Below are 16,884 nucleotides of genomic sequence, written 5' to 3' on the forward strand. Positions count from 1 at the left end.
CATCATCCAGCCATGAATCGCGACGCGCTGCTGAAACTTCTGGCCGAGCACAAGCCCGTGCTGGCGGAGCGATTCGGTGTGCGCCGCCTGGCCTTGTTCGGCAGCATGGCACGAGGGACGGCGCGGGCTGACAGTGATGTGGACGTGTTGGTGGCTTTCGACGGCCCCGCAACGTCCAAGCGCTTTTTTGGCGTTCAGTTCTATCTGGAAGACATGCTTCAGCGCCCCGTCGACCTGGTCACGGAGACGGCCTTGCGGGAGCGCTTGCGGCCGTTCGTCGAGCGCGACGCGATCCATGTTTGAACGCGACACCCGCCTCTACATCGAGGACATGCTGGAGTTCTGCGGCAAGGCGCTGGCCTATTCCAGCGCCCTGACCGAAGCGACGCTGACTGTCGACGCGATGCGTTACGACGCCATCCTGCGCAATCTCGAACTCATTGGAGAAGCCGCGACCCGTGTGCCTGAGGCGCTTCGTGCCATGGCGCCGGGCGTGCCTTGGCGGCAAATCGTGGCTACGCGCAACCGTGTCGCCCACGCCTACCTGGGCATCTCTGCCGACACGGTCTGGAGCATCCTGCACGACGACTTGCCTGCGCTGGACCTGGCGCTGCGCGCATTGCTGACGCGGATGAATCAGGAGCCGCCCGCAACCGGGCGTTGATCAGCCGTCCAGTCGCTGCTGGAACACCAGCCCGGCGTGCTCGCGCAGGGCGTGGAACTTGATCTTGGGCCAGTTGGCCTCGATGGCGCGCAGCTCGGGCGCGTATTCCACCAGCACCGTCGGCGCGTCCACCGCGTCCAGCGCCATGCGGTGATCGTTGGCGTCGATGAAGCGCTTGAGCTCTTTCTCGCCGCCGTCCTCGGGATCACACGTCACCCAGCGCGCCACCTGGAAACGGCTCGGCATGATGCGGGCCTTGCAGCCGTACTCATGCTCCAGCCGGTGCGCGACGACCTCGAACTGCAGCTGGCCCACGGCGCCCAGCAGCAGCACGCTGCCGGCCATCGGGCGGAAGACCTGGATGGCGCCCTCCTCGCCGAGCTGGGTCAGGCCGGCGCGCAGCTGCTTGGTCTTCAGCGGGTCGGCCACTTCGACGGCGCGGAACATTTCCGGCGCGAAGAAGGGCAGGCCGGTGTACTGCAGCGCCTCGCCTTCGGTGATGGTGTCGCCCAGCTGCAGCACGCCGTGGTTGGGGATGCCGATGATGTCGCCGGCAAAGGCTTCGTCGAGCAGTTCGCGCTTCTGGCTCATGAAGGTCACGACGCTGTTGGGGCGCAGCGTCTTGCCCGAGCGCACCACCTTCAGGTTCATGCCGCGCTCGAAACGGCCCGAGGCCACGCGCAGGAAGGCGATGCGGTCGCGGTGGGCCGGGTCCATGTTGGCCTGGATCTTGAAGACGACGCCGGTGAACTTGGGTTCCTCGGGCTGCACGGTGCGCTGCATGGCCACGCGCGCATCGGGCGGGGGCGCCAGCTCGACGAGCGCGTCCAGCACCTCCTGCACGCCGAAGTTGTTGACGGCCGAGCCGAAGAACATCGGCGTCTGCTTGCCGCTCAGGAAGTCCTCGCGGTTGAACTCGGGCGCAGCCTCGCGCACCAGTTCGATCTCGCCTTTGGCCTGGTCGTACTGCATGCCGAAGCGCTCGGCATAGGCCGGGTTGTGCAGCCCTTCCAGCACTTCCTCGGTGCCGGCCGCGCGGTCCTCGCCGGGCGCGAACACGCGCATGCGCTGCTGGCGCAGGTCCATCACGCCGTGGAACTGCTTGCCCATGCCGACCGGCCACGTGAAGGGCACGACCGTCATGCCCAGCTCCTGCTCGATCTCGTCCATCAGCGCTAGCGGGTCTTTCACCTCGCGGTCCATCTTGTTGACGAAGGTCAGGATGGGCGTGTTGCGCGCGCGGCAGACCTGCAGCAGGCGGCGGGTCTGCGGCTCCACGCCGTTGGCCGCGTCGATGACCATCAGCGCCGCGTCCACGGCGGTCAGCACGCGGTAGGTGTCTTCCGAGAAGTCCTGGTGGCCCGGCGTGTCCAGCAGGTTGATGACGCAGTCGCGGTACTCCATCTGCATGACCGAGCTGGCCACCGAGATGCCGCGCTGCTTCTCGATCTCCATCCAGTCCGACGTGGCATGCCGCGTGGCCTTGCGCGCCTTCACCGACCCGGCGATCTGGATCGCACCCGAGAACAGCAGCAGCTTCTCGGTCAGCGTGGTCTTGCCGGCGTCGGGGTGGCTGATGATGGCGAAGGTGCGGCGGCGGCGGACTTCCGTCTCGATGCGGCTGGCGGTGGGTTCGGACATGGAGTTCTTGTAGCGGGGCTAACCCGGGATTATCCGTGGCGCTCTGACCGGCTACATCCCCCTGAACCGTCCCCGGTGCGCGCGGCTGACCGGCAGGGCCTGGGCCAGGCCACGCAGGTGCACCCACAGCTCGCCGTCATCGCGCCGCTCGATGCGCTCGATGGCCCGCGCGTTGACGACCGAGCCGCGGTGGATCTGCCAGAAGAGCTGCGGGTCCAGCGACTGCTGCAGCTCCCCCAGTGACGTGCGCAGCAGCAGCTGTTCTCCGCTTTGGCTCAGTGCTCGCGTGTGGCGCAGCTCCGAGCGCAGCGCGGCGAGTTGCACCACGTCCAGCAGCTTCATCGTGTTGCCCGTCCAGGCCTGCAGGAAGCGCAGCTCGGACCGCTGCGGTTGCCCGGCCTGCAGGCGCTGCACGGTGGCAGCCAGCCGGGCGGGCGTGACGGGCTTGTGCAAGTAGTCCACCGCAGCGCGCTCGAAGGCGGCCAGTGCGTGCTCGGCATGCGCCGTCACGAAGACGAGACGCGTGCCCGGCGGCGCGAGCTGGGCCAGGCCCAGGCCGTCGATGCCGGGCATGCGGATGTCGAGGAAGGCGATGTCCGGGCGCAGCTCGTCCAGCAGCCGACGCGCCTCGGTGCCGTTGCGGGCCTGGGCAACGATCTCCAGCTCGGGCCAGGCCTGGGCCAACAGCTCGCGCAGTTCTTCGAGCAACTGGGGTTCGTCGTCGGCGATCAGCGCAGTCGTCATGGCATGGGCAGGATGAGCGTGGCTTCGGTCTGGCCGGCAGCGTTGGTGGCGAGGCTCAGGCCGGCGCGGCCGCCGTGCAGGGCTTGCAGGCGCTGGCGCAAATTGACCAGGGCCAGGCCGTGGCCTGCGGGCGTGTCGGTGCTCAGCGCGCAACCGCTGTTGATGACCTTGAGCCGCAACTCTCCATTGGCCTGCTCGGCTTGCAACAGCACCTGCCCGCCACTCTCGCTGGGCTCGATGCCGTGCTGGATAGCGTTCTCCACGAGCGGCTGCAGCATCAGCGGCGGCAGGGGCCGGGTGTGCAGCTCGGGGTCGACCTCGACGCGGTAGCTCAGCCGCTCGCCCAGCCGCAGCGCCATGATGGCCAGATAGTGCTCGACGATCTGGCACTCCTGGCCCAGCGTCGAGTCCTCGGCCTGGCGCACCCGCTCCAGCGTGGTCTCCAGCAGGCCGCTGACGGCGTCCAGCAGCGGCAGCGCGCGCTCCGAGCCCTGGCGCACGAAGCTGCGCAGCGTGGCCAGCGTGTTGAACAGGAAGTGAGGCTCGATCTGCGCCTGCAGCATCTGCAGCTCGGCTCGCAGCCGGGCTCGGTCCTGCTCCACGCGGCGCAGCGCGCGCAGCCGGCGCAGGCCTTGCAACAGTGGCAGGCCCAACAGCGCGGCGCCGAAGCCGAGGTGGAGCCAGGCGCGGGTGAAGCGTTCGGCCACAGTCATCGCGTCGAGCATCAGCGCCTGTTCGGCGGCCCAGCCCAGTGCCGCGCCCACCAGCAGGGCCGGTGGCAGGCCGAGCAGCGCCGCACGGCGGCTGCGGGCAAGCAGGCCGCAGAGGCCATCCGTCACGGCATGGCCCAGCCACAGGCCCAATGACAACGCCCACGCTGCCTGCTCACGCAGGAAGATCGCAGCCAGCGCGAACAGCGCCGCGCCGATGAGCAGCGGCGCCGGGCGTTGCCAGCCCACGCCCTCCTCCTTGAGGGCTTGGGTCAAGTTACCGCTTAGCGTGGGCGCAGCCGGGCTCAAGATGGCGTCAGGTTGCTGGGCTGGCGCGGCAGGGCGCGTGCGCCGGCGCCGGTCGTCGGCACGGTGTTCGGCACCACTTCGAGCCGGAAGTCCGTCGCCTGCAGTTGGCCCGCGCCGGTGAGCAGGAAGCCGAAGCTGAGTGCGGTGGCATCGGCCGGGATATCCAGCACGATTTCAGCGGGTTGCCAGCCGAAGCTGCCATTCAGCTGGCGGTCGAACATGTTGTCGAAAGCCGTGGGCTTCTGGCCGCTGTCGGCGCGCATCCACAGCCCGCCCCATTCGGCCAGTTGGTTGCCGCGCAGCTGGGCGCTCAGGCGCACGCGCTTGCCGGCGAAGTCGGTGCCGGCAACCATCTGCATGAGCGACGTGAAGCCCTTGGTGTTCGGCTTGCAGTCCAGGTTGAACACCCGGGCGCTGGGCGCACCGGTCGCCGGCACGACTTTGTCTTCGCAGGTCTGGGCATCGCCCGTCTGCATCCAGCCCTGAGGCAGGCTGGCGGGCTGCGCGGCCAGCGCGGTGGCAAGCACGCCGACACCGATGGCGGCAACGATGGCTGAGGCTTTCATCAATCAATCTCCCGTGGCGGACACGAATCGGTCCGCACGCAGACTAGGGTGGCGAAGCCCGGCCTGCGAGGCGATGGGGCGAACGGGCTCGGCGCGTACAGCAAGGCTCGAAACAGTGACATGAGGGGCGGATCGTCTTGCTCAGGAGGATGCCAGCAAGTTTCTCTTGCGGTTGGTGGGATGCGCCGGCCCCGGGGCCGGCAAGACCACGCTGGCGGAGAAGCTACTGCTGTTCGCGGGCGGCGGTCAATTGAACGAGGCCAGCCGCTCCCGGCAGATCTCCAGCGTCCGGGTCACGGCGGCTGCGCCAGACGGACCGTTTACGGCAAGCGTGGGCAAGGCGATCGAGTCAACGGCTGCCCGCAACCGGTCCAGAACATCGTCGATGGCGGCCTGGGTGTCCGATGCCCGAAGCCCGGCGGTCACGGCGGCGGCGAGGAAGTCGGCGCGCTTGAGCCGCTCGTCCTTGCCGTTGAGCTTCAAGGCCATGCGGTCATGTTCGAGGCGGGGAAAGACGCGTGTGGTCAGCGTGTCGTAGACGGGGGCCAGGCGAACGCTGTGAAACGTTGTGCTGCCGGGTTCGGCGGTCTTCAGCACGGCCATGTTCTTGAGGTGCATGTCGCCGTCAGCGATCAGCCAGGCGAAGACGACGCGCTTCATGAGGATCAGGAGGTCTGCGTCGGGCGCTGTAGACACGCCTCGCAGTGCACGCGCCACACGTTCGATGCTGCCGTCGTACTTGGCCGCAGGCGTGAGGTCGAGCACCGAGCACAGGTCTTCCATCGCCAGCAGGCGCCCATCGTTCGCGTCCGTGCGGATGTCGAAGCGTTCGACCAGCAGTGCCGGGGGCATGCCGTCGGGCATTGCGATCAGCGCTGTGGCGGGCACCGTGAACCCGGCGTGCCGCGCAAGGGCCAGGCCGAGCCATTCAACCTGCGGCAAGGCCTCGAAGCCGCTGGTCCCGGCGGGCTTGAGGATGTGCGTGAACGCCGCGCCGATGCTCGGTGCGAGCCGGCCGGCCGAGTCCAGCGTCATCGGCGCCTTCATCTGCACGCCGGACAGGCGCGGCATCTCGGCGCGCTCATAAAGCGTGGCGAGGTTGTGCTCGAAGTCCTGCTCCATGGCGCTGCGGCCGGGCCCGGCATAGGTGCCGGTGAACACGCCTGCCGCCGTGTGGGCGGCCAGCGGCGTCGCCAGGACGTCGGGCGGCAGGGCCGCCAGCTCCTGCGCGTTCTCGGCCATCGTGATGTTGGACATGTAGCGCCGGCCCGAGCGCAGCGTGGCCCGCTCGTCGCGGTTGTGCAGCACGCTGCTCAGCCAGCCTTCCGGCAGCAGCGAGACCACGAACGGCGGCAACTGGCCCGGCATCGTCTGGCGGATGTGCGGCGGGACGGGTGTGCCGCTGTCGACCGGCGCCCAGCGCCATTCGAAGCCGTCATGGCCAAGGCTGCCGATGGGCCGGCCATGCCATGCCACGGTCAGGGCGAACGAGGCCTGGTTGCGCGCGGGCGCCATCGAGGCCCCGCGCAGCAGGAACTTCTCGGCGCCCTCGCCCTCGCGGTACCAGTCGTTCTCGCGCGCCAGCGCCCAGACGGCATCCCTTGCCGCCTGCGCCCCGCCGTATTCCTCGACGAGACGGGCAGCGATGGCTTCGCGGGTCGTGGCCTCGATGGAGGCTGCGTGCTCGCTGCGCAGGCGAAAGGCTTCCAGGAACCGCTGGCGGACGGAGGACACCTGGACGGTGAACTCGCCCATGTCGTCGGCAACGGTGGCGCCCACGAGAGCGGGCTTGGCGGGCGCCTTGTTCTGGACGATCTCAAGCGCCCGGATGCGGGTGCGCTGCACGCGTGGGCCGGTCAGGTAGAGGCGGCCGTCCCGGGTCGGCCCCAGCAGCACGGCACTGGCCGCCGCGAGATAGGCCTTGGGATACAGGTAGCGACCAATGCGCACGGCATGGGCGAGGACGGTCTGGTCGATGTCGTCGGCGACATCGACATAGATGCCCCGCATCAGCTGGACGAGCTTGCCCGTCTCGGCCAGGTAGTGGCTGCGGGTCTTGTCGAGGGTTTCGCCAACGAGATGAAGCGGCATTTCCAACTTACCCGTATTTCAAATACGGGTAAGTTAGCAATTGGCGGACCGTCAGGCAAGGGGGAATCTAACTTTTGCGTATTTCAGATACGCAAAGGTTAAAGCCATCCATCGCGAAGAGTTCTTCAGGGCAGCGCCCCAGGCGCGCGCAGCAGCGGCAGCGCGTCCAGCCGGCGCTCGATCTCGGCCAGCATCCGGCGGTAGGCCGGCGCATCTACGCCGCCGTAGGTCGCAAGGAAGTCGCGGGCGCTGAGGAACTCCGGCAGGTCGGCCACGTCGGGCATGAAGTCGCTCTCGCGCAGCCCCTGCGCCAGCCGGTCCTGCAGCGCCTGCGGGTCACGCCGGGCCAGCAGCCCCAGCCGTGTGCCGGCGCGGTCGGCGGCAATGTCGTTGAAGCTGAAGCCGCTGCCGTCGCGCAGGTCGGCGGTTTCCTTGTAGACGCCGATGGCGTCCGCCAGCGGCCCGCCGCCCTCCAGCGCCAGCACGGCGGAGATCAGGAAGTGCTGGGGGAAGTCGTCGCGGCCGGCCAGCGTCAACGTCACCAGCTGCGGGTGGGGCGCTGCCTGGATGGCCGGCACCAGGTCGGACATGCGCCGGCCGGTGGCCTGCAGCGCCAGCGTCAGCAGCGCCGCGCGGTTTTCCGCGACCGCATCGCCGCCGCCGGCGCTGCGTTGGCTGGCGAGCATGAACAGCGGCGGCAACAGGCTCGCCAGCGAGAGGCCGGCGCCGCCGCCGGCCGAAGCGTGCGCCTGCAGCGCGCCGGACAGGGCCTGGGCATAGGCCGTCAGGCGCGCCTGCTCGGCGGGCGGCAGCACGGTGCCGAGCAGGCGCTGCAGGCCGTCGTCGCCCCATGCATAGACCACCTCCAGCCGCGCCGGCATCAAGCGAACGCGCCGCACCATGTCCAGCGCCAGCGCGCCCTCGGGCGTGGCGTGCAAGCGCTCGGCGAGACGCGGCAGCAGCCGCGCGGCCAGCCAAGCCGGCACCGGCAGCCGGCCCACGCGCAGGTTGTCGATGGCGGGCAGCCCGGCGGTTTCGCGCAGCGTTGCCTCGATGTTCAGCCAGGCCGATATCGGGCTGCGGGGCACGGGCAGGCTGGCCTGCAGCCGAGCGCTGCCGCCGCTCAGTGCTAGCTGCGCCGACGCGCCCGACGCGAAGCGTCGCGCCAGTTGGTCCAGCACGAGGTTGGCCTCACGCTCGGAGGCGACCAGCGTGCGCAGAGGGCCAGGCCCGGGCGCCGGCCGGCGCGGATCGTTGCGGCGCAGGAAGTCGCGCGCCCTTGCGACGTCCGCCGCCGACACCTCGGCCGGCCCCGGCCAGCGCGGCGAGCCCTGCACCGCCAGTGCCAGCGCCAGCAGGGCGGCGACCGCCAGAGCCAGGGCCATCGAGGCGACGGCCTTCAGGCCCAGCCGCAGCGCCGTGCGCAGGCGGCCCGGGCCGCGCTGAATGCTCACTCCTCCAGCAAGCTCCGCAGCATCCACGCGGTTTGCTCGTGGACCGTGATGCGCTGCGTCAGCAGGTCGGCGGTGGGCTCGTCGCTGGCCTTGTCGACGGTGGGGAAGAGCTGGCGCGCCGTGCGGGCGACGGCCTCGTGGCCTTCCTTGAGGATGCGCACCATTTCCAGCGCTTTGGGCGGCGTGGCGGGCGCGTCGGGCAGGCCGCTGAGCTTGGCGAATTGCGCGTAGCTGCCCGGCGCCGGGTGGCCCAGCGATCGGATGCGTTCGGCGATCGGGTCCACCGCCGTCCACAGCTCGGTGTACTGGGTCATGAACATCGTGTGCAGGCTGGTGAACATCGGCCCGGTGACGTTCCAGTGGAAGTTGTGCGTCGTCAGGTAGAGCGTGTAGGTCTCGGCCAGCAGCTTCGACAGGCCGGCAACGATTGCCGCGCGGTCCTTCTCGCTGATGCCGATGCTGATGGTGGGGGCGGCGGGTTTCTTGGCCATGGAAAGGAGCTCTGGGTTGGGTGGGGCAAGCCTAGCGGATTCAGACGCTCAAACGCCCAGCCGCTCGAACTCGCCCTCCACCTGCGCCAGCCACACGCGCAGGCGCTGGCGCTCCAGCAGGCCGAGCTTGGCGCCTTCGGTGCCGGGGGCGGTGCGGGCGGACCAGAAGCTCGAGTTCGCTGCGTCGATCTTGCGCAGCACCGCGTCCTGCAGGTGCTTGAGCGGCATCGTGCGCGCACCCAGGCTTTGCGCGCGGGCGAGCTGGCCGGAGTGCTCCAGCTGCGAGAAGTCGTCGCCGCGCAGCTGGTTGAGCACCAGCACGTAATTCAGCCGGCCCTCGAAGCGGTCGAGCAGGCGGGTGAGCAAGTCGACCGAGTCGCGGCCGGCATCCATCACATGCCAGTAGTTCACGGCGACGCCGGCCTCGGCAGCCAGCTCCAGCACGCCGGACTCGTCCATCCAGCGCGCCAGTGGCTCGTGCGTTTGCGCGGCCAGGTCCACCAGCACGCGCCGGCCGGGTTCGGCCACGGCGCTCTCGACGATGGCGTCCAGCGCCGCGAAGTTGTCCACCAGCGCGGGCGAGGCGTAGTCGGCATAAAAGCGCAGCAGCGCGCCGTGGGAGCGGTCGGTGTCGAAGCCGGTGAAGGGGATGCCCTTGTCGATCATGAATTGCGCCAGCAGGCGCGACAGCAGCGACTTGCCGACGCCGCCTTTTTCACCGCCAACGAAATGGATGGCGCCGTGGGTGGAGTCGAAAGCTTGGCTCATGGCAGAAGGCGCCCGAGGCGCGTTGGTTGCGAAGTTGCGAGCATTGTGCAGCGCAGCAAGACGGCTCGATGTTCGTCGTTGTTCGTTATTGCGACAGCCGCACCACGCCGCCCAGCTCGCAGGCATAGATGGCATTGCGCAGCGCCGCGATGGCCTCGTAGCGCGTGAAGCTGCGCCGCCAGGCCAGCACGACGCGCCGCGTGGGCACCGGCTCGCTGAAGGGCACGAAGCGCAGATGCGGTGAAGGATCGCGTGCGACGGACAGGTGCGGAACCACCGTCACGCCCATGCCCGAGGCGACCATGTGCTTGATGGTCTCTAGCGACGAGCCCTCGAAGCTGCGGCGTATGCCCTCGGCGTCGCTGGAGAAGCGCGCGTACTCGGGGCAGACCTCCAGCACATGGTCCCTGAAGCAATGGCCGGTGCCCAGCAGCAGCATGGTCTCGCGCTTGAGTTCCTCGGCGCTGATGGTCTCGCGCGTGGCCAGCGGGTGGGCCGCGGGCAGGGCGACGACAAAGGGCTCGTCGTAGAGCTGGGCCGTGGCCAGGCCGGCATCGGGGAAGGGCTCGGCCATGATGGCGCAGTCCAGCTCGCCGGTGCGCAGCATCTCCAGCAGCTTCACGGTGAAGTTCTCCTGCAGCATCAGCGGCATCTGCGGGTAGAGCTCGATGGTGTGCCTGACCAGCTCGGGCAGCAGGTAGGGGCCGATCGTGTAGATGATGCCCAGCCGCAGCGCGCCGGCCACCGGGTCCTTGCCGCGCTTGGCGATCTCCTTGATGGCGCCGGCCTGGTCCAGCACCGTCTGCGCCTGGCGCACGATCTCGTCGCCCAGCAGCGTGACGCTGACCTCGCTGCCGCCGCGCTCGAAGATCTTCAGGTCCAGCTCTTCCTCAAGCTTCTTGATGGCGACGGACAGCGTCGGCTGCGACACGAAGCAGGCCTCGGCCGCGCGGCCGAAATGGCGCTCGCGGGCTACGGCGACGATGTAGCGCAACTCGGTCAGGGTCATGAGGTGGGGAACTTCTGGGCGGGGAGCCGAACGCTACACTGCCGCCGCCCCACAAGGGCCGCCAGGGTTTACACCGAGGATCCCATGACCGCTGAACGCAAGCCGATGACCCTGCCGCGCCTGGCGCAGATGCATGCCAGTGGCGAGAAGATCGCCATGCTGACCTGCTACGACGCGGCCTTCGCCAGCCTGCTGGACGAAGCCGGTGTCGACATCCTGCTGATCGGCGATTCCCTGGGCAATGTGCTGCAGGGCCGGGGCTCGACGGCGCCGGTGAGCCTGGAGGACATGGTCTATCACACGTTCTGCGTGTCACGCGGCCACAAGTGGGCCTGGATCGTGGCCGACCTGCCCTTCGACAGCTATCACGTGTCCAAGGAAGAAGCCTGGAAGAGCTCGGCCGCGCTGGTCAAGGCCGGCGCTCACATGGTCAAGCTTGAAGGCGGCGGCTGGACGGCCGAGACCGTGCGCTTCCTCAGCGAGCGCGGCATCCCGGTCTGCGTGCACCTGGGCTTCACGCCGCAGACGGTCAACGCGCTCGGCGGCTTCAAGGTGCAGGGCCGCGACGAAGCGGGCGCCGCGCGCATGAAGCGCGAGACGCAGGAAGTCATCGACGCCGGCGCCGCCATGCTGCTCTACGAAATGGTGCCGTCAGCACTCGCCGCCGAGATCACGGCGGCCTCGCCCGTGCCCGTCATCGGCATCGGCGCGGGCGTGGGCACCTCGGGCCAGGTGCTGGTGCTGCACGACATGCTCAACATCACGCCGGGCCGCAAGCCGCGCTTCGTCAAGGATTTCATGGCGGGCAAGGATTCGGTGCTGGCGGCGGTGAAGGGCTATGTGGACGAGGTGAAGGGCAAAAGCTTTCCGGTCAATGAGATCCATGGGTTCTAAGACTTTGTTCGTTTTTTGATTGGATGCAGACGATGCAAGTCATCCACACCATTGCCGAACTGCGTGACGCACTCGCCATCCACCGCCAGCGCGGCTTCGTGCCAACGATGGGCAACCTGCATGACGGCCACCTCGCGCTGGTGAGACAAGCGCGTGAGCTGGTCGGCCCCGCAGGTGCGGTCGTCGCCAGCATCTTCGTGAACCGCCTGCAGTTCGCGCCGCACGAGGATTTCGACACCTATCCGCGCACGCTGGCCCGCGACTGCGAGCTGCTCGAAGGCGCCGGCTGCGACATCGTCTTCGCACCGAGCGAGGGTGAGCTCTACCCCGAACCGCAGAGCTACAAGGTGCTGCCGCCGCCCGAGCTGGCCGACATCCTCGAAGGCCACTTCCGCCCCGGCTTCTTCACGGGCGTCTGCACGGTGGTGCACAAGCTCTTCAACATCGTGCAGCCGACGCTGGCCATCTTCGGCAAGAAGGACTACCAGCAGCTGATGGTGCTGCGCCGCATGACGGCGCAGATGGCCCTGCCCATCGCCATCCACGGGCTGGAAACGCGCCGCAGCGATGAAGGCCTGGCGCTGTCGTCGCGCAACGGCTACCTCAGCGCCGCCGAGAAGGCCGAGGCGCTGCGCCTGTCGCGCACGCTGAAAGCCTTGATCGCCCGCTGGCAAGCCGGTGAGCGTGAACTCGCGGTTATGGAAGCCGACGCAATTCAATCGCTGCGCGACGCCGGCTGGGCGCCGGACTACGTCACACTGCGCCGCCAGCACGACCTGGGCGCTGCCGCCGAAGGCGTGCCGCTGGTCGCGCTGGGTGCCGCCCGGCTGGGCAACACCCGGCTCATCGACAACCTGGAACTGGGGCTCAGCTGACGCTCATCAGTTCGAGGTCGAACACCAATGCGGCGCCGCCCGGAATGGTGCCCTGCCCCGCAGCGCCGTAGCCCAGCGCGGCCGGAATGGTGACGGTGCGCTTGCCTCCGACCTTCATGCCCGTGACGCCCTGATCGAAACCGGGAATCACCGTGCCCGAACCGAGCTTGAAGGTGTACGGCGTCTTGCCGACCGAGCTATCGAACTGCGTACCCTTGGTACCGGCCACGCGCACGTCGTACAGGTAGCCGGTGTAGTGAACGGTCACAGTCTTCGTCGTGTCGGCCTGCGCGCCGGTGCCGACCGTCGTGTCCGTCGACTTGAGCGCAGTCACGGCGTTCCAGCCGTTAGGGTCGGTGTTGACAGGCGTATCGGAGCCGCCGCCCCCGCCGCCACAGGCGGAGAGACCGAGGCTGGCGCTCAGGGCGAGCAGGAGGGTGAGGCGGCGCGAGTTTGGCAAGGACATAACGGGTACGGCAAAGGGTGAATGAAGTGCCGCTTGTGGCAGCGCGCAGACTATAGCCAGCCCAGGTAAAGGCTTGTAAGCAGAGTCAACAAGCCGCGTTGGGCTGCGTTGATCCCGCATCCAAGGAGTGTCCTCATGCGCCTGTTGAACCGCTTCGCCAGCCTGGCCCTTGCCATCGGCACGACTATCCTGCTCAGCGCCTGCGGCGGTGGCGGCGGCTATCACGACCATGACGGCGGCGGCGGTGGGGGAGGTGGTAGCGGCACGCAATACCCGCAGCCCAACCCCACGCCCAACGCGCCCACGCTGTCCTGCAGCGCGGCCGGCCTGGCGGCATCGGCGGCGTCGACCTTTGGCACGGTCTGCATGCTGACCAGTAGCGGTGAGATCGTCGTCGAGCTCTACGACACCTACTCGCCGCAGACGGTCGCCAACTTCTACAACTACGTCGCCGCAGGCTTCTACACAAAGACGCTGATCCACCGCGTCGACCGCGATTTCGTCGTCCAGGGCGGTGGCTACACCAGCGGCATGGTGACCAAGACGCCGCTGTACGCGCCCATCAAGCTGGAGAGCAACAACGGCTTGTCCAACCTGCGCGGCACGATCGCCATGGCCCGCCGCAGCGACGCCGATTCGGCCACCAGCCAGTTCTTCTTCAACGTGGTGGACAACACCAGCCTGGACTACCAGAGCGCCGCCAACCCCGGCTATGCCGTCTTCGGCCGCATCATCTCCGGGCTGAGCACGCTGGATGCGATCAACGTGGTGCCGACCTACACCTACAGCTCGACGGACATCCAGCCCAAGACCGAGGTGCTCGTCTACTGGGCCCAGCGCCTCAAGTGAAGGGGTTCAACAGCGTCAGCCCGCAGCCCTCGAAGTCGTCGGTATTGCGCGTGACCAGGCTGGCGCGCTGCGCCAGGGCGATGGCGGCAATCTGCGCGTCGAACTGCGAAAACTGCGAAAGGGGCCGCCCCGCCTGCCGCCGGCCTGACACCAGCCCGGCATAGATGCGCGCCGCGTCGCTGTCGAACGGCAGCACGCGGCGCGCGAAGTCCTCGTCGAACATAGCGTGCAACTGCTGCTCCAGTTGGGCGCGGCGGCGGCCCTCCGGTCGCCCCGGCTCGCCGCTTATCCGCGCGACTTGCCGCTCGTCATCCAACCTGGGATGTGCGCAGGCTGGCTGGGCAACATGGCTTCCATCGCAACCTTGATGGAGACTCCCATGACCTGCCGCAAGAATTCCTGGATGGGCTTGTTCGCTGCCACCGTCGGCATCGCCGTGGCGCTGTACGTCAGCAACAGCCAGGCCGCACCGGCCGAGTTTCGCGACCTGAAGATCGACGTCGTCGGCCAGGGCCGGCCGGTGCTGATGATCCCAGGCCTGAACAGCGCCGCCAGCGTCTGGACGGAAACCTGCGCCGCGCTGCAGCCCGGCGTGCAATGCCACATCGTGCAGTTGCCCGGCTTTGCCGGCGCGCCGGCGGTGACCGTCGACAACTTCCAGCTGGCCATGCGTGATCGCCTGCTGGCCTACCTCGACGACCGCAAGCTGGACAAGCCCGTCGTCATCGGCCACAGCCTGGGCGGCACGCTGGCGCTGCAGATGGCAGCCGAGAAGCCCGGCCGCATCGAGCGCCTCGTCATCGTCGACAGCCTGCCCTTTCTGGCCGGCATCCGCGGCATGACGCCCGAGGCGGCGCGCGGCATGGCTGCCGGCATGCGCCAGCAGATGCTGGCATCGACGAAGGAGCAGTGGGAAGCCGGCACCCGCCAGGGCGCGGGTGGCATGAGCCGCAGCCCGGCCAACGTCGAGCGCGTCGTCGCCTGGGGCCTGGCGAGCGACCGCGCGACCACGGCGCAGGCGATGTCCGAGTTGTGGGGTGACGACCTGCGCCCGCTGCTGCCGCGCATCACGGCGCCGACGCTGGTGCTCGGTGCCTGGGCCGCCTACGCGCCCATGGGTTCGACGCTGGATAGCGCCAAGCTCCTCTACGAGGGCCAGTACGCCGGCCTCAAGGGCGCGAAGGTGGCCATGAGCCAGGGCGGCTATCACTTCCTCATGTGGGACGATGCCGACTGGCTGGTGGGCGAGGTCAAGCGCTTCCTCGCCGCGGCCCAATAAAAAGGAGCCGCAAGGCATGAGCACGCGCAGGCGAGCAGTTATCCAGGGGCTGCTGTGGAGCGGCTACGTCGGCATCTCGCTGGTGATGATTGCCAACTTCGGCCCGTTGAACGGCTCCATGGTCTTCGTCATGGTGTCTGTCGCTGCGGGTTTGTGGGTGCTCAGCGAGGCGTTGCGTGCCCTGGCCCTGCGCCAAGCCTGGCTGGACCGACCCCCACGCGGCCTGCTGCTGCGGCTGCTGCTGGCGCCCCCGCTGTTCGCCGTCGCGCTGCAGATCGTGATCTTCTTCGTCAACCGGGCCGGCGTGGCGCTGGGCCTGCTGGAGTTCCCGCCCGGCATGCCGAGGAACTGGCTGGTCTTGTTGGTCTACACGTTCAACACCAGCATCCTGTTGTGGCTGTGGATGGCTGTCTGGGTGGGGCTGCACATGGTCGAACGCTGGCGCTCCGGCGAGATCGCCAAGTGGCGGGCCGAGACGGCGGCTCGTGAGCTGGAGTTGCAGGTGCTGCGCGCCCAGATCAACCCGCACTTCCTGTTCAACGCGCTGAACAACCTGCGCGCCCTCATCAATGAAGACCCGGCCCGCGCCCGCGAGATGCTGAGCCGCCTGTCCAACACGCTGCGCCACACGCTGCAGCACAGCGCCAAGGAGCGCGTGCCGCTGGCCGACGAGCTGGCTGTCGTGCGCGACTACGTGGCGCTGGAGCAGCTGCATCACGAGGACAGGCTGCGCGTGGACTGGCAGATCGATCCCGCCACGGCCGGCGCCAGCCTGCCGCCCATGCTGCTGCAACTGCTGGTGGAGAACGCCATCAAGCACGGCATCGCGCGCACGGCTGGCGGCGGTGTCGTGGACATCCGCATCGGGCGCGACGGCGGCAAGCTGAACATCGCCGTCGACAACCCCGGCCAATGGACGCCCGGGTCGACGGACAGCACCGGCCTGGGCCTGGCCAACCTGCGCGAGCGCCTCGCGCGGGCCGGTGGGGAGGGTGCTGCCTGCCGCATCGATGCCACCGACGGCCGCGTGAAAGTCAGTGTGGAATTGACGGCATGAAGATCTACATCGTCGAAGACTCGCGCCTGGCGCGCCAGGAGCTGCGCACGCTGCTGGCCGCCATCCCCGATGCCGACATCGTCGGCGAGGCCGCCGAACTCGCACCGGCGCGCGAGGCCATCGAAACGCTGGCGCCCGAGCTGCTGCTGCTCGACGTCGAGCTGCCCGGCGCTACCGGCTTCGACCTGCTGGACCAGCTGGAGCACCTGCCCCTCGTCGTCTTCACGACCGCCTACGACCAGCACGCGCTTGCCGCCTTCGAGCGCAACGCGCTGGACTACCTGCTCAAGCCCATCAACGCCGACCGGCTCGCGGCAGCGCTGGACAAGGCCAGGGAGCGCCTGCGGCCGGTGCGGGTCGCCGCGCCAGGGCCAGCGCTGAAGGGCGCGGACGACATGGTCTTCTTGCGCGACGGCGAGCGTTGCTGGTTTGTGCGCCTGAGCGACATCGCCGGCTTCGAGGCCTGCGGCAACTACGCGCAGGCCTGGTTCGACGGCCAGCGTCCGCTGCTGGCGCGCACGCTGACCAGCCTGGAGGAGAGGCTGGACCCGCAACTCTTCTTCCGCGCCAGCCGCAGCCACCTCATCAACCTGCGCTGGATCCAGGGCATTGCGCCCTCAAGCAGTGACGGCTACCGGGTCACGCTGAAGGATGGCCACCAGGTCGAGGTGTCGCGGCGGCAGGCCAAGCTGCTGCGGGAGAAGCTGGAGCTGTAGGCCCACGCAGCCTGTCCCAGCCGATCTGCAGTTGGTCGCGCGGCGCGTGACCGGCTCGTGCGCACTGGCGATGCTGCAAGCCTCTCAACACTTGACCCCGAGAACTCAAATGAACCGAATCGCCACCGTCGTTGTCGCCCTGGCCGCCTCCAGCCTGCTCAGCGCCTGCGTCTTCGCGCCGCCGTCTTCGGCCATCCCGGCCGACACCAGCACCATCGCCAAGCTCAGCGAGCAAGCCGTGGTGACCTGCGGTGCGGGCAATGTGAAAGAGGTGAACGCGAAGAGCTTCACCTGCAAGTAA

20 protein-coding genes are annotated in these 16,884 nt (G+C 68.6%); 9 read left to right on the top strand and 11 right to left on the bottom strand.

What is annotated here, in order from left to right:
- Positions 1-12 precede the first annotated feature (12 nt).
- Complete coding sequence (locus ABIS05_RS07670; RefSeq protein ID WP_348010715.1) at positions 13-303, top strand: nucleotidyltransferase family protein; 291 nt, start codon at positions 13-15, stop codon at positions 301-303.
- Positions 296-664, top strand: coding sequence for a DUF86 domain-containing protein (locus tag ABIS05_RS07675; RefSeq protein WP_348010716.1), 369 nt, complete (start codon positions 296-298; stop codon positions 662-664). Before ABIS05_RS07670 ends, ABIS05_RS07675 begins: the two co-directional genes overlap by 8 nt.
- Here the strand turns inward: ABIS05_RS07675 and ABIS05_RS07680 are convergent, their stop codons facing one another.
- The 9 genes from ABIS05_RS07680 to ABIS05_RS07720 form a co-directional block, all read right to left on the bottom strand.
- Positions 665-2,305: a peptide chain release factor 3 gene (locus ABIS05_RS07680; RefSeq protein ID WP_348010717.1), complete on the bottom strand. Its 1,641-nt coding sequence runs from the start codon at positions 2,303-2,305 to the stop codon at positions 665-667. It lies immediately after the preceding gene.
- Between the two features lie 51 nt (positions 2,306-2,356).
- Complete coding sequence (locus ABIS05_RS07685) at positions 2,357-3,049, bottom strand: LytTR family DNA-binding domain-containing protein (RefSeq protein ID WP_348010718.1); 693 nt, start codon at positions 3,047-3,049, stop codon at positions 2,357-2,359.
- Positions 3,046-4,035 carry a histidine kinase gene (locus ABIS05_RS07690; protein WP_348010719.1) on the bottom strand — a complete coding sequence of 330 codons (990 nt, stop codon included), beginning with the start codon at positions 4,033-4,035 and terminating at the stop codon, positions 3,046-3,048. The genes ABIS05_RS07685 and ABIS05_RS07690 overlap by 4 nt, the downstream gene beginning before the upstream one ends.
- A gap of 29 nt (positions 4,036-4,064) precedes the next feature.
- Positions 4,065-4,634: a hypothetical protein gene (locus ABIS05_RS07695; protein ID WP_348010720.1), complete on the bottom strand. Its 570-nt coding sequence runs from the start codon at positions 4,632-4,634 to the stop codon at positions 4,065-4,067.
- A 246-nt stretch (positions 4,635-4,880) separates the two neighbouring features.
- A complete protein-coding gene (locus ABIS05_RS07700) occupies positions 4,881-6,725 on the bottom strand; it encodes a HipA domain-containing protein (protein WP_348010721.1) in 1,845 nt (614 codons plus the stop codon).
- Between the two features lie 125 nt (positions 6,726-6,850).
- Positions 6,851-8,179, bottom strand: coding sequence for a hypothetical protein (locus tag ABIS05_RS07705; RefSeq protein WP_348010722.1), 1,329 nt, complete (start codon positions 8,177-8,179; stop codon positions 6,851-6,853).
- Positions 8,176-8,670, bottom strand: a complete 495-nt coding sequence (locus ABIS05_RS07710; RefSeq protein WP_348010723.1) for a Dps family protein — start codon at positions 8,668-8,670, stop codon at positions 8,176-8,178. The genes ABIS05_RS07705 and ABIS05_RS07710 overlap by 4 nt, the downstream gene beginning before the upstream one ends.
- A 48-nt stretch (positions 8,671-8,718) precedes the next feature.
- Positions 8,719-9,438 (bottom strand): mobilization protein, encoded by a 720-nt coding sequence (locus tag ABIS05_RS07715; RefSeq protein WP_348010724.1) that lies wholly within the window; start codon positions 9,436-9,438, stop codon positions 8,719-8,721.
- A gap of 85 nt (positions 9,439-9,523) precedes the next feature.
- Complete coding sequence (locus tag ABIS05_RS07720; protein WP_348010725.1) at positions 9,524-10,447, bottom strand: hydrogen peroxide-inducible genes activator; 924 nt, start codon at positions 10,445-10,447, stop codon at positions 9,524-9,526.
- A gap of 84 nt (positions 10,448-10,531) precedes the next feature.
- On the opposite strand from ABIS05_RS07720, the gene panB reads away from it, so the two are divergent.
- Both panB and panC read left to right on the top strand, forming a co-directional pair.
- Positions 10,532-11,341 carry a 3-methyl-2-oxobutanoate hydroxymethyltransferase gene (gene panB / locus ABIS05_RS07725; protein WP_348010726.1) on the top strand — a complete coding sequence of 270 codons (810 nt, stop codon included), beginning with the start codon at positions 10,532-10,534 and terminating at the stop codon, positions 11,339-11,341.
- A 32-nt stretch (positions 11,342-11,373) separates the two neighbouring features.
- Positions 11,374-12,216 carry a pantoate--beta-alanine ligase gene (gene panC, locus ABIS05_RS07730; protein ID WP_348010727.1) on the top strand — a complete coding sequence of 281 codons (843 nt, stop codon included), beginning with the start codon at positions 11,374-11,376 and terminating at the stop codon, positions 12,214-12,216.
- On the opposite strand, the gene ABIS05_RS07735 is transcribed toward panC, so the two are convergent.
- Complete coding sequence (locus ABIS05_RS07735) at positions 12,209-12,682, bottom strand: FKBP-type peptidyl-prolyl cis-trans isomerase (RefSeq protein ID WP_348010728.1); 474 nt, start codon at positions 12,680-12,682, stop codon at positions 12,209-12,211. The genes panC and ABIS05_RS07735 overlap by 8 nt on opposite strands.
- Before the next feature lie 135 nt (positions 12,683-12,817).
- Here ABIS05_RS07735 and ABIS05_RS07740 point away from each other — a divergent pair, with 135 nt between their 5' ends.
- Entirely contained in the window at positions 12,818-13,531 is a 714-nt protein-coding gene (locus tag ABIS05_RS07740) for a peptidylprolyl isomerase (protein ID WP_348010729.1), read from the top strand.
- On the opposite strand, the gene ABIS05_RS07745 is transcribed toward ABIS05_RS07740, so the two are convergent.
- Positions 13,524-13,847: a type II toxin-antitoxin system VapC family toxin gene (locus tag ABIS05_RS07745; RefSeq protein ID WP_348010730.1), complete on the bottom strand. Its 324-nt coding sequence runs from the start codon at positions 13,845-13,847 to the stop codon at positions 13,524-13,526. The two genes, ABIS05_RS07740 and ABIS05_RS07745, sit on opposite strands and share 8 nt — an antisense overlap.
- 63 nt (positions 13,848-13,910) lie before the next feature.
- On the opposite strand from ABIS05_RS07745, the gene ABIS05_RS07750 reads away from it, so the two are divergent.
- The 4 genes from ABIS05_RS07750 (at position 13,911) to ABIS05_RS07765 (ending at position 16,884) form a co-directional block, all read left to right on the top strand.
- On the top strand, positions 13,911-14,810 hold the full coding sequence (locus tag ABIS05_RS07750) for an alpha/beta hydrolase (protein ID WP_348010731.1): 900 nt from the start codon (positions 13,911-13,913) through the stop codon (positions 14,808-14,810).
- 16 nt (positions 14,811-14,826) lie between these two features.
- Positions 14,827-15,867 carry a histidine kinase gene (locus tag ABIS05_RS07755; protein ID WP_348010732.1) on the top strand — a complete coding sequence of 347 codons (1,041 nt, stop codon included), beginning with the start codon at positions 14,827-14,829 and terminating at the stop codon, positions 15,865-15,867.
- Complete coding sequence (locus ABIS05_RS07760; RefSeq protein WP_348010733.1) at positions 15,864-16,583, top strand: LytTR family DNA-binding domain-containing protein; 720 nt, start codon at positions 15,864-15,866, stop codon at positions 16,581-16,583. Before ABIS05_RS07755 ends, ABIS05_RS07760 begins: the two co-directional genes overlap by 4 nt.
- Positions 16,584-16,692: 109 nt before the next feature.
- Positions 16,693-16,884, top strand: a complete 192-nt coding sequence (locus ABIS05_RS07765; RefSeq protein WP_348010734.1) for a hypothetical protein — start codon at positions 16,693-16,695, stop codon at positions 16,882-16,884.

Origin of the sequence: Roseateles sp. (genome assembly GCF_039929605.1) — a bacterium.
Taxonomy (GTDB): Bacteria; Pseudomonadota; Gammaproteobacteria; order Burkholderiales; family Burkholderiaceae_C; genus Pelomonas.

Bases quoted from the DNA above. Each gene is read 5' to 3' on its own strand.
- panC (WP_348010727.1), top strand. From the start codon at position 11,374: ATGCAAGTCATCCACACCATTGCCGAACTGCGTGACGCACTCGCCATC.
- ABIS05_RS07755 (WP_348010732.1), top strand. From the start codon at position 14,827: ATGAGCACGCGCAGGCGAGCAGTTATCCAGGGGCTGCTGTGGAGCGGC.
- ABIS05_RS07670 (WP_348010715.1), top strand. From the start codon at position 13: ATGAATCGCGACGCGCTGCTGAAACTTCTGGCCGAGCACAAGCCCGTG.
- ABIS05_RS07700 (WP_348010721.1), bottom strand. From the start codon at position 6,725: ATGCCGCTTCATCTCGTTGGCGAAACCCTCGACAAGACCCGCAGCCAC.
- ABIS05_RS07710 (WP_348010723.1), bottom strand. From the start codon at position 8,670: ATGGCCAAGAAACCCGCCGCCCCCACCATCAGCATCGGCATCAGCGAG.
- ABIS05_RS07750 (WP_348010731.1), top strand. From the start codon at position 13,911: ATGACCTGCCGCAAGAATTCCTGGATGGGCTTGTTCGCTGCCACCGTC.
- ABIS05_RS07735 (WP_348010728.1), bottom strand. From the start codon at position 12,682: ATGTCCTTGCCAAACTCGCGCCGCCTCACCCTCCTGCTCGCCCTGAGC.
- ABIS05_RS07720 (WP_348010725.1), bottom strand. From the start codon at position 10,447: ATGACCCTGACCGAGTTGCGCTACATCGTCGCCGTAGCCCGCGAGCGC.
- ABIS05_RS07675 (WP_348010716.1), top strand. From the start codon at position 296: ATGTTTGAACGCGACACCCGCCTCTACATCGAGGACATGCTGGAGTTC.
- ABIS05_RS07760 (WP_348010733.1), top strand. From the start codon at position 15,864: ATGAAGATCTACATCGTCGAAGACTCGCGCCTGGCGCGCCAGGAGCTG.
- ABIS05_RS07680 (WP_348010717.1), bottom strand. From the start codon at position 2,305: ATGTCCGAACCCACCGCCAGCCGCATCGAGACGGAAGTCCGCCGCCGC.
- ABIS05_RS07765 (WP_348010734.1), top strand. From the start codon at position 16,693: ATGAACCGAATCGCCACCGTCGTTGTCGCCCTGGCCGCCTCCAGCCTG.
- ABIS05_RS07740 (WP_348010729.1), top strand. From the start codon at position 12,818: ATGCGCCTGTTGAACCGCTTCGCCAGCCTGGCCCTTGCCATCGGCACG.
- ABIS05_RS07685 (WP_348010718.1), bottom strand. From the start codon at position 3,049: ATGACGACTGCGCTGATCGCCGACGACGAACCCCAGTTGCTCGAAGAA.
- panB (WP_348010726.1), top strand. From the start codon at position 10,532: ATGACCGCTGAACGCAAGCCGATGACCCTGCCGCGCCTGGCGCAGATG.
- ABIS05_RS07695 (WP_348010720.1), bottom strand. From the start codon at position 4,634: ATGAAAGCCTCAGCCATCGTTGCCGCCATCGGTGTCGGCGTGCTTGCC.
- ABIS05_RS07715 (WP_348010724.1), bottom strand. From the start codon at position 9,438: ATGAGCCAAGCTTTCGACTCCACCCACGGCGCCATCCATTTCGTTGGC.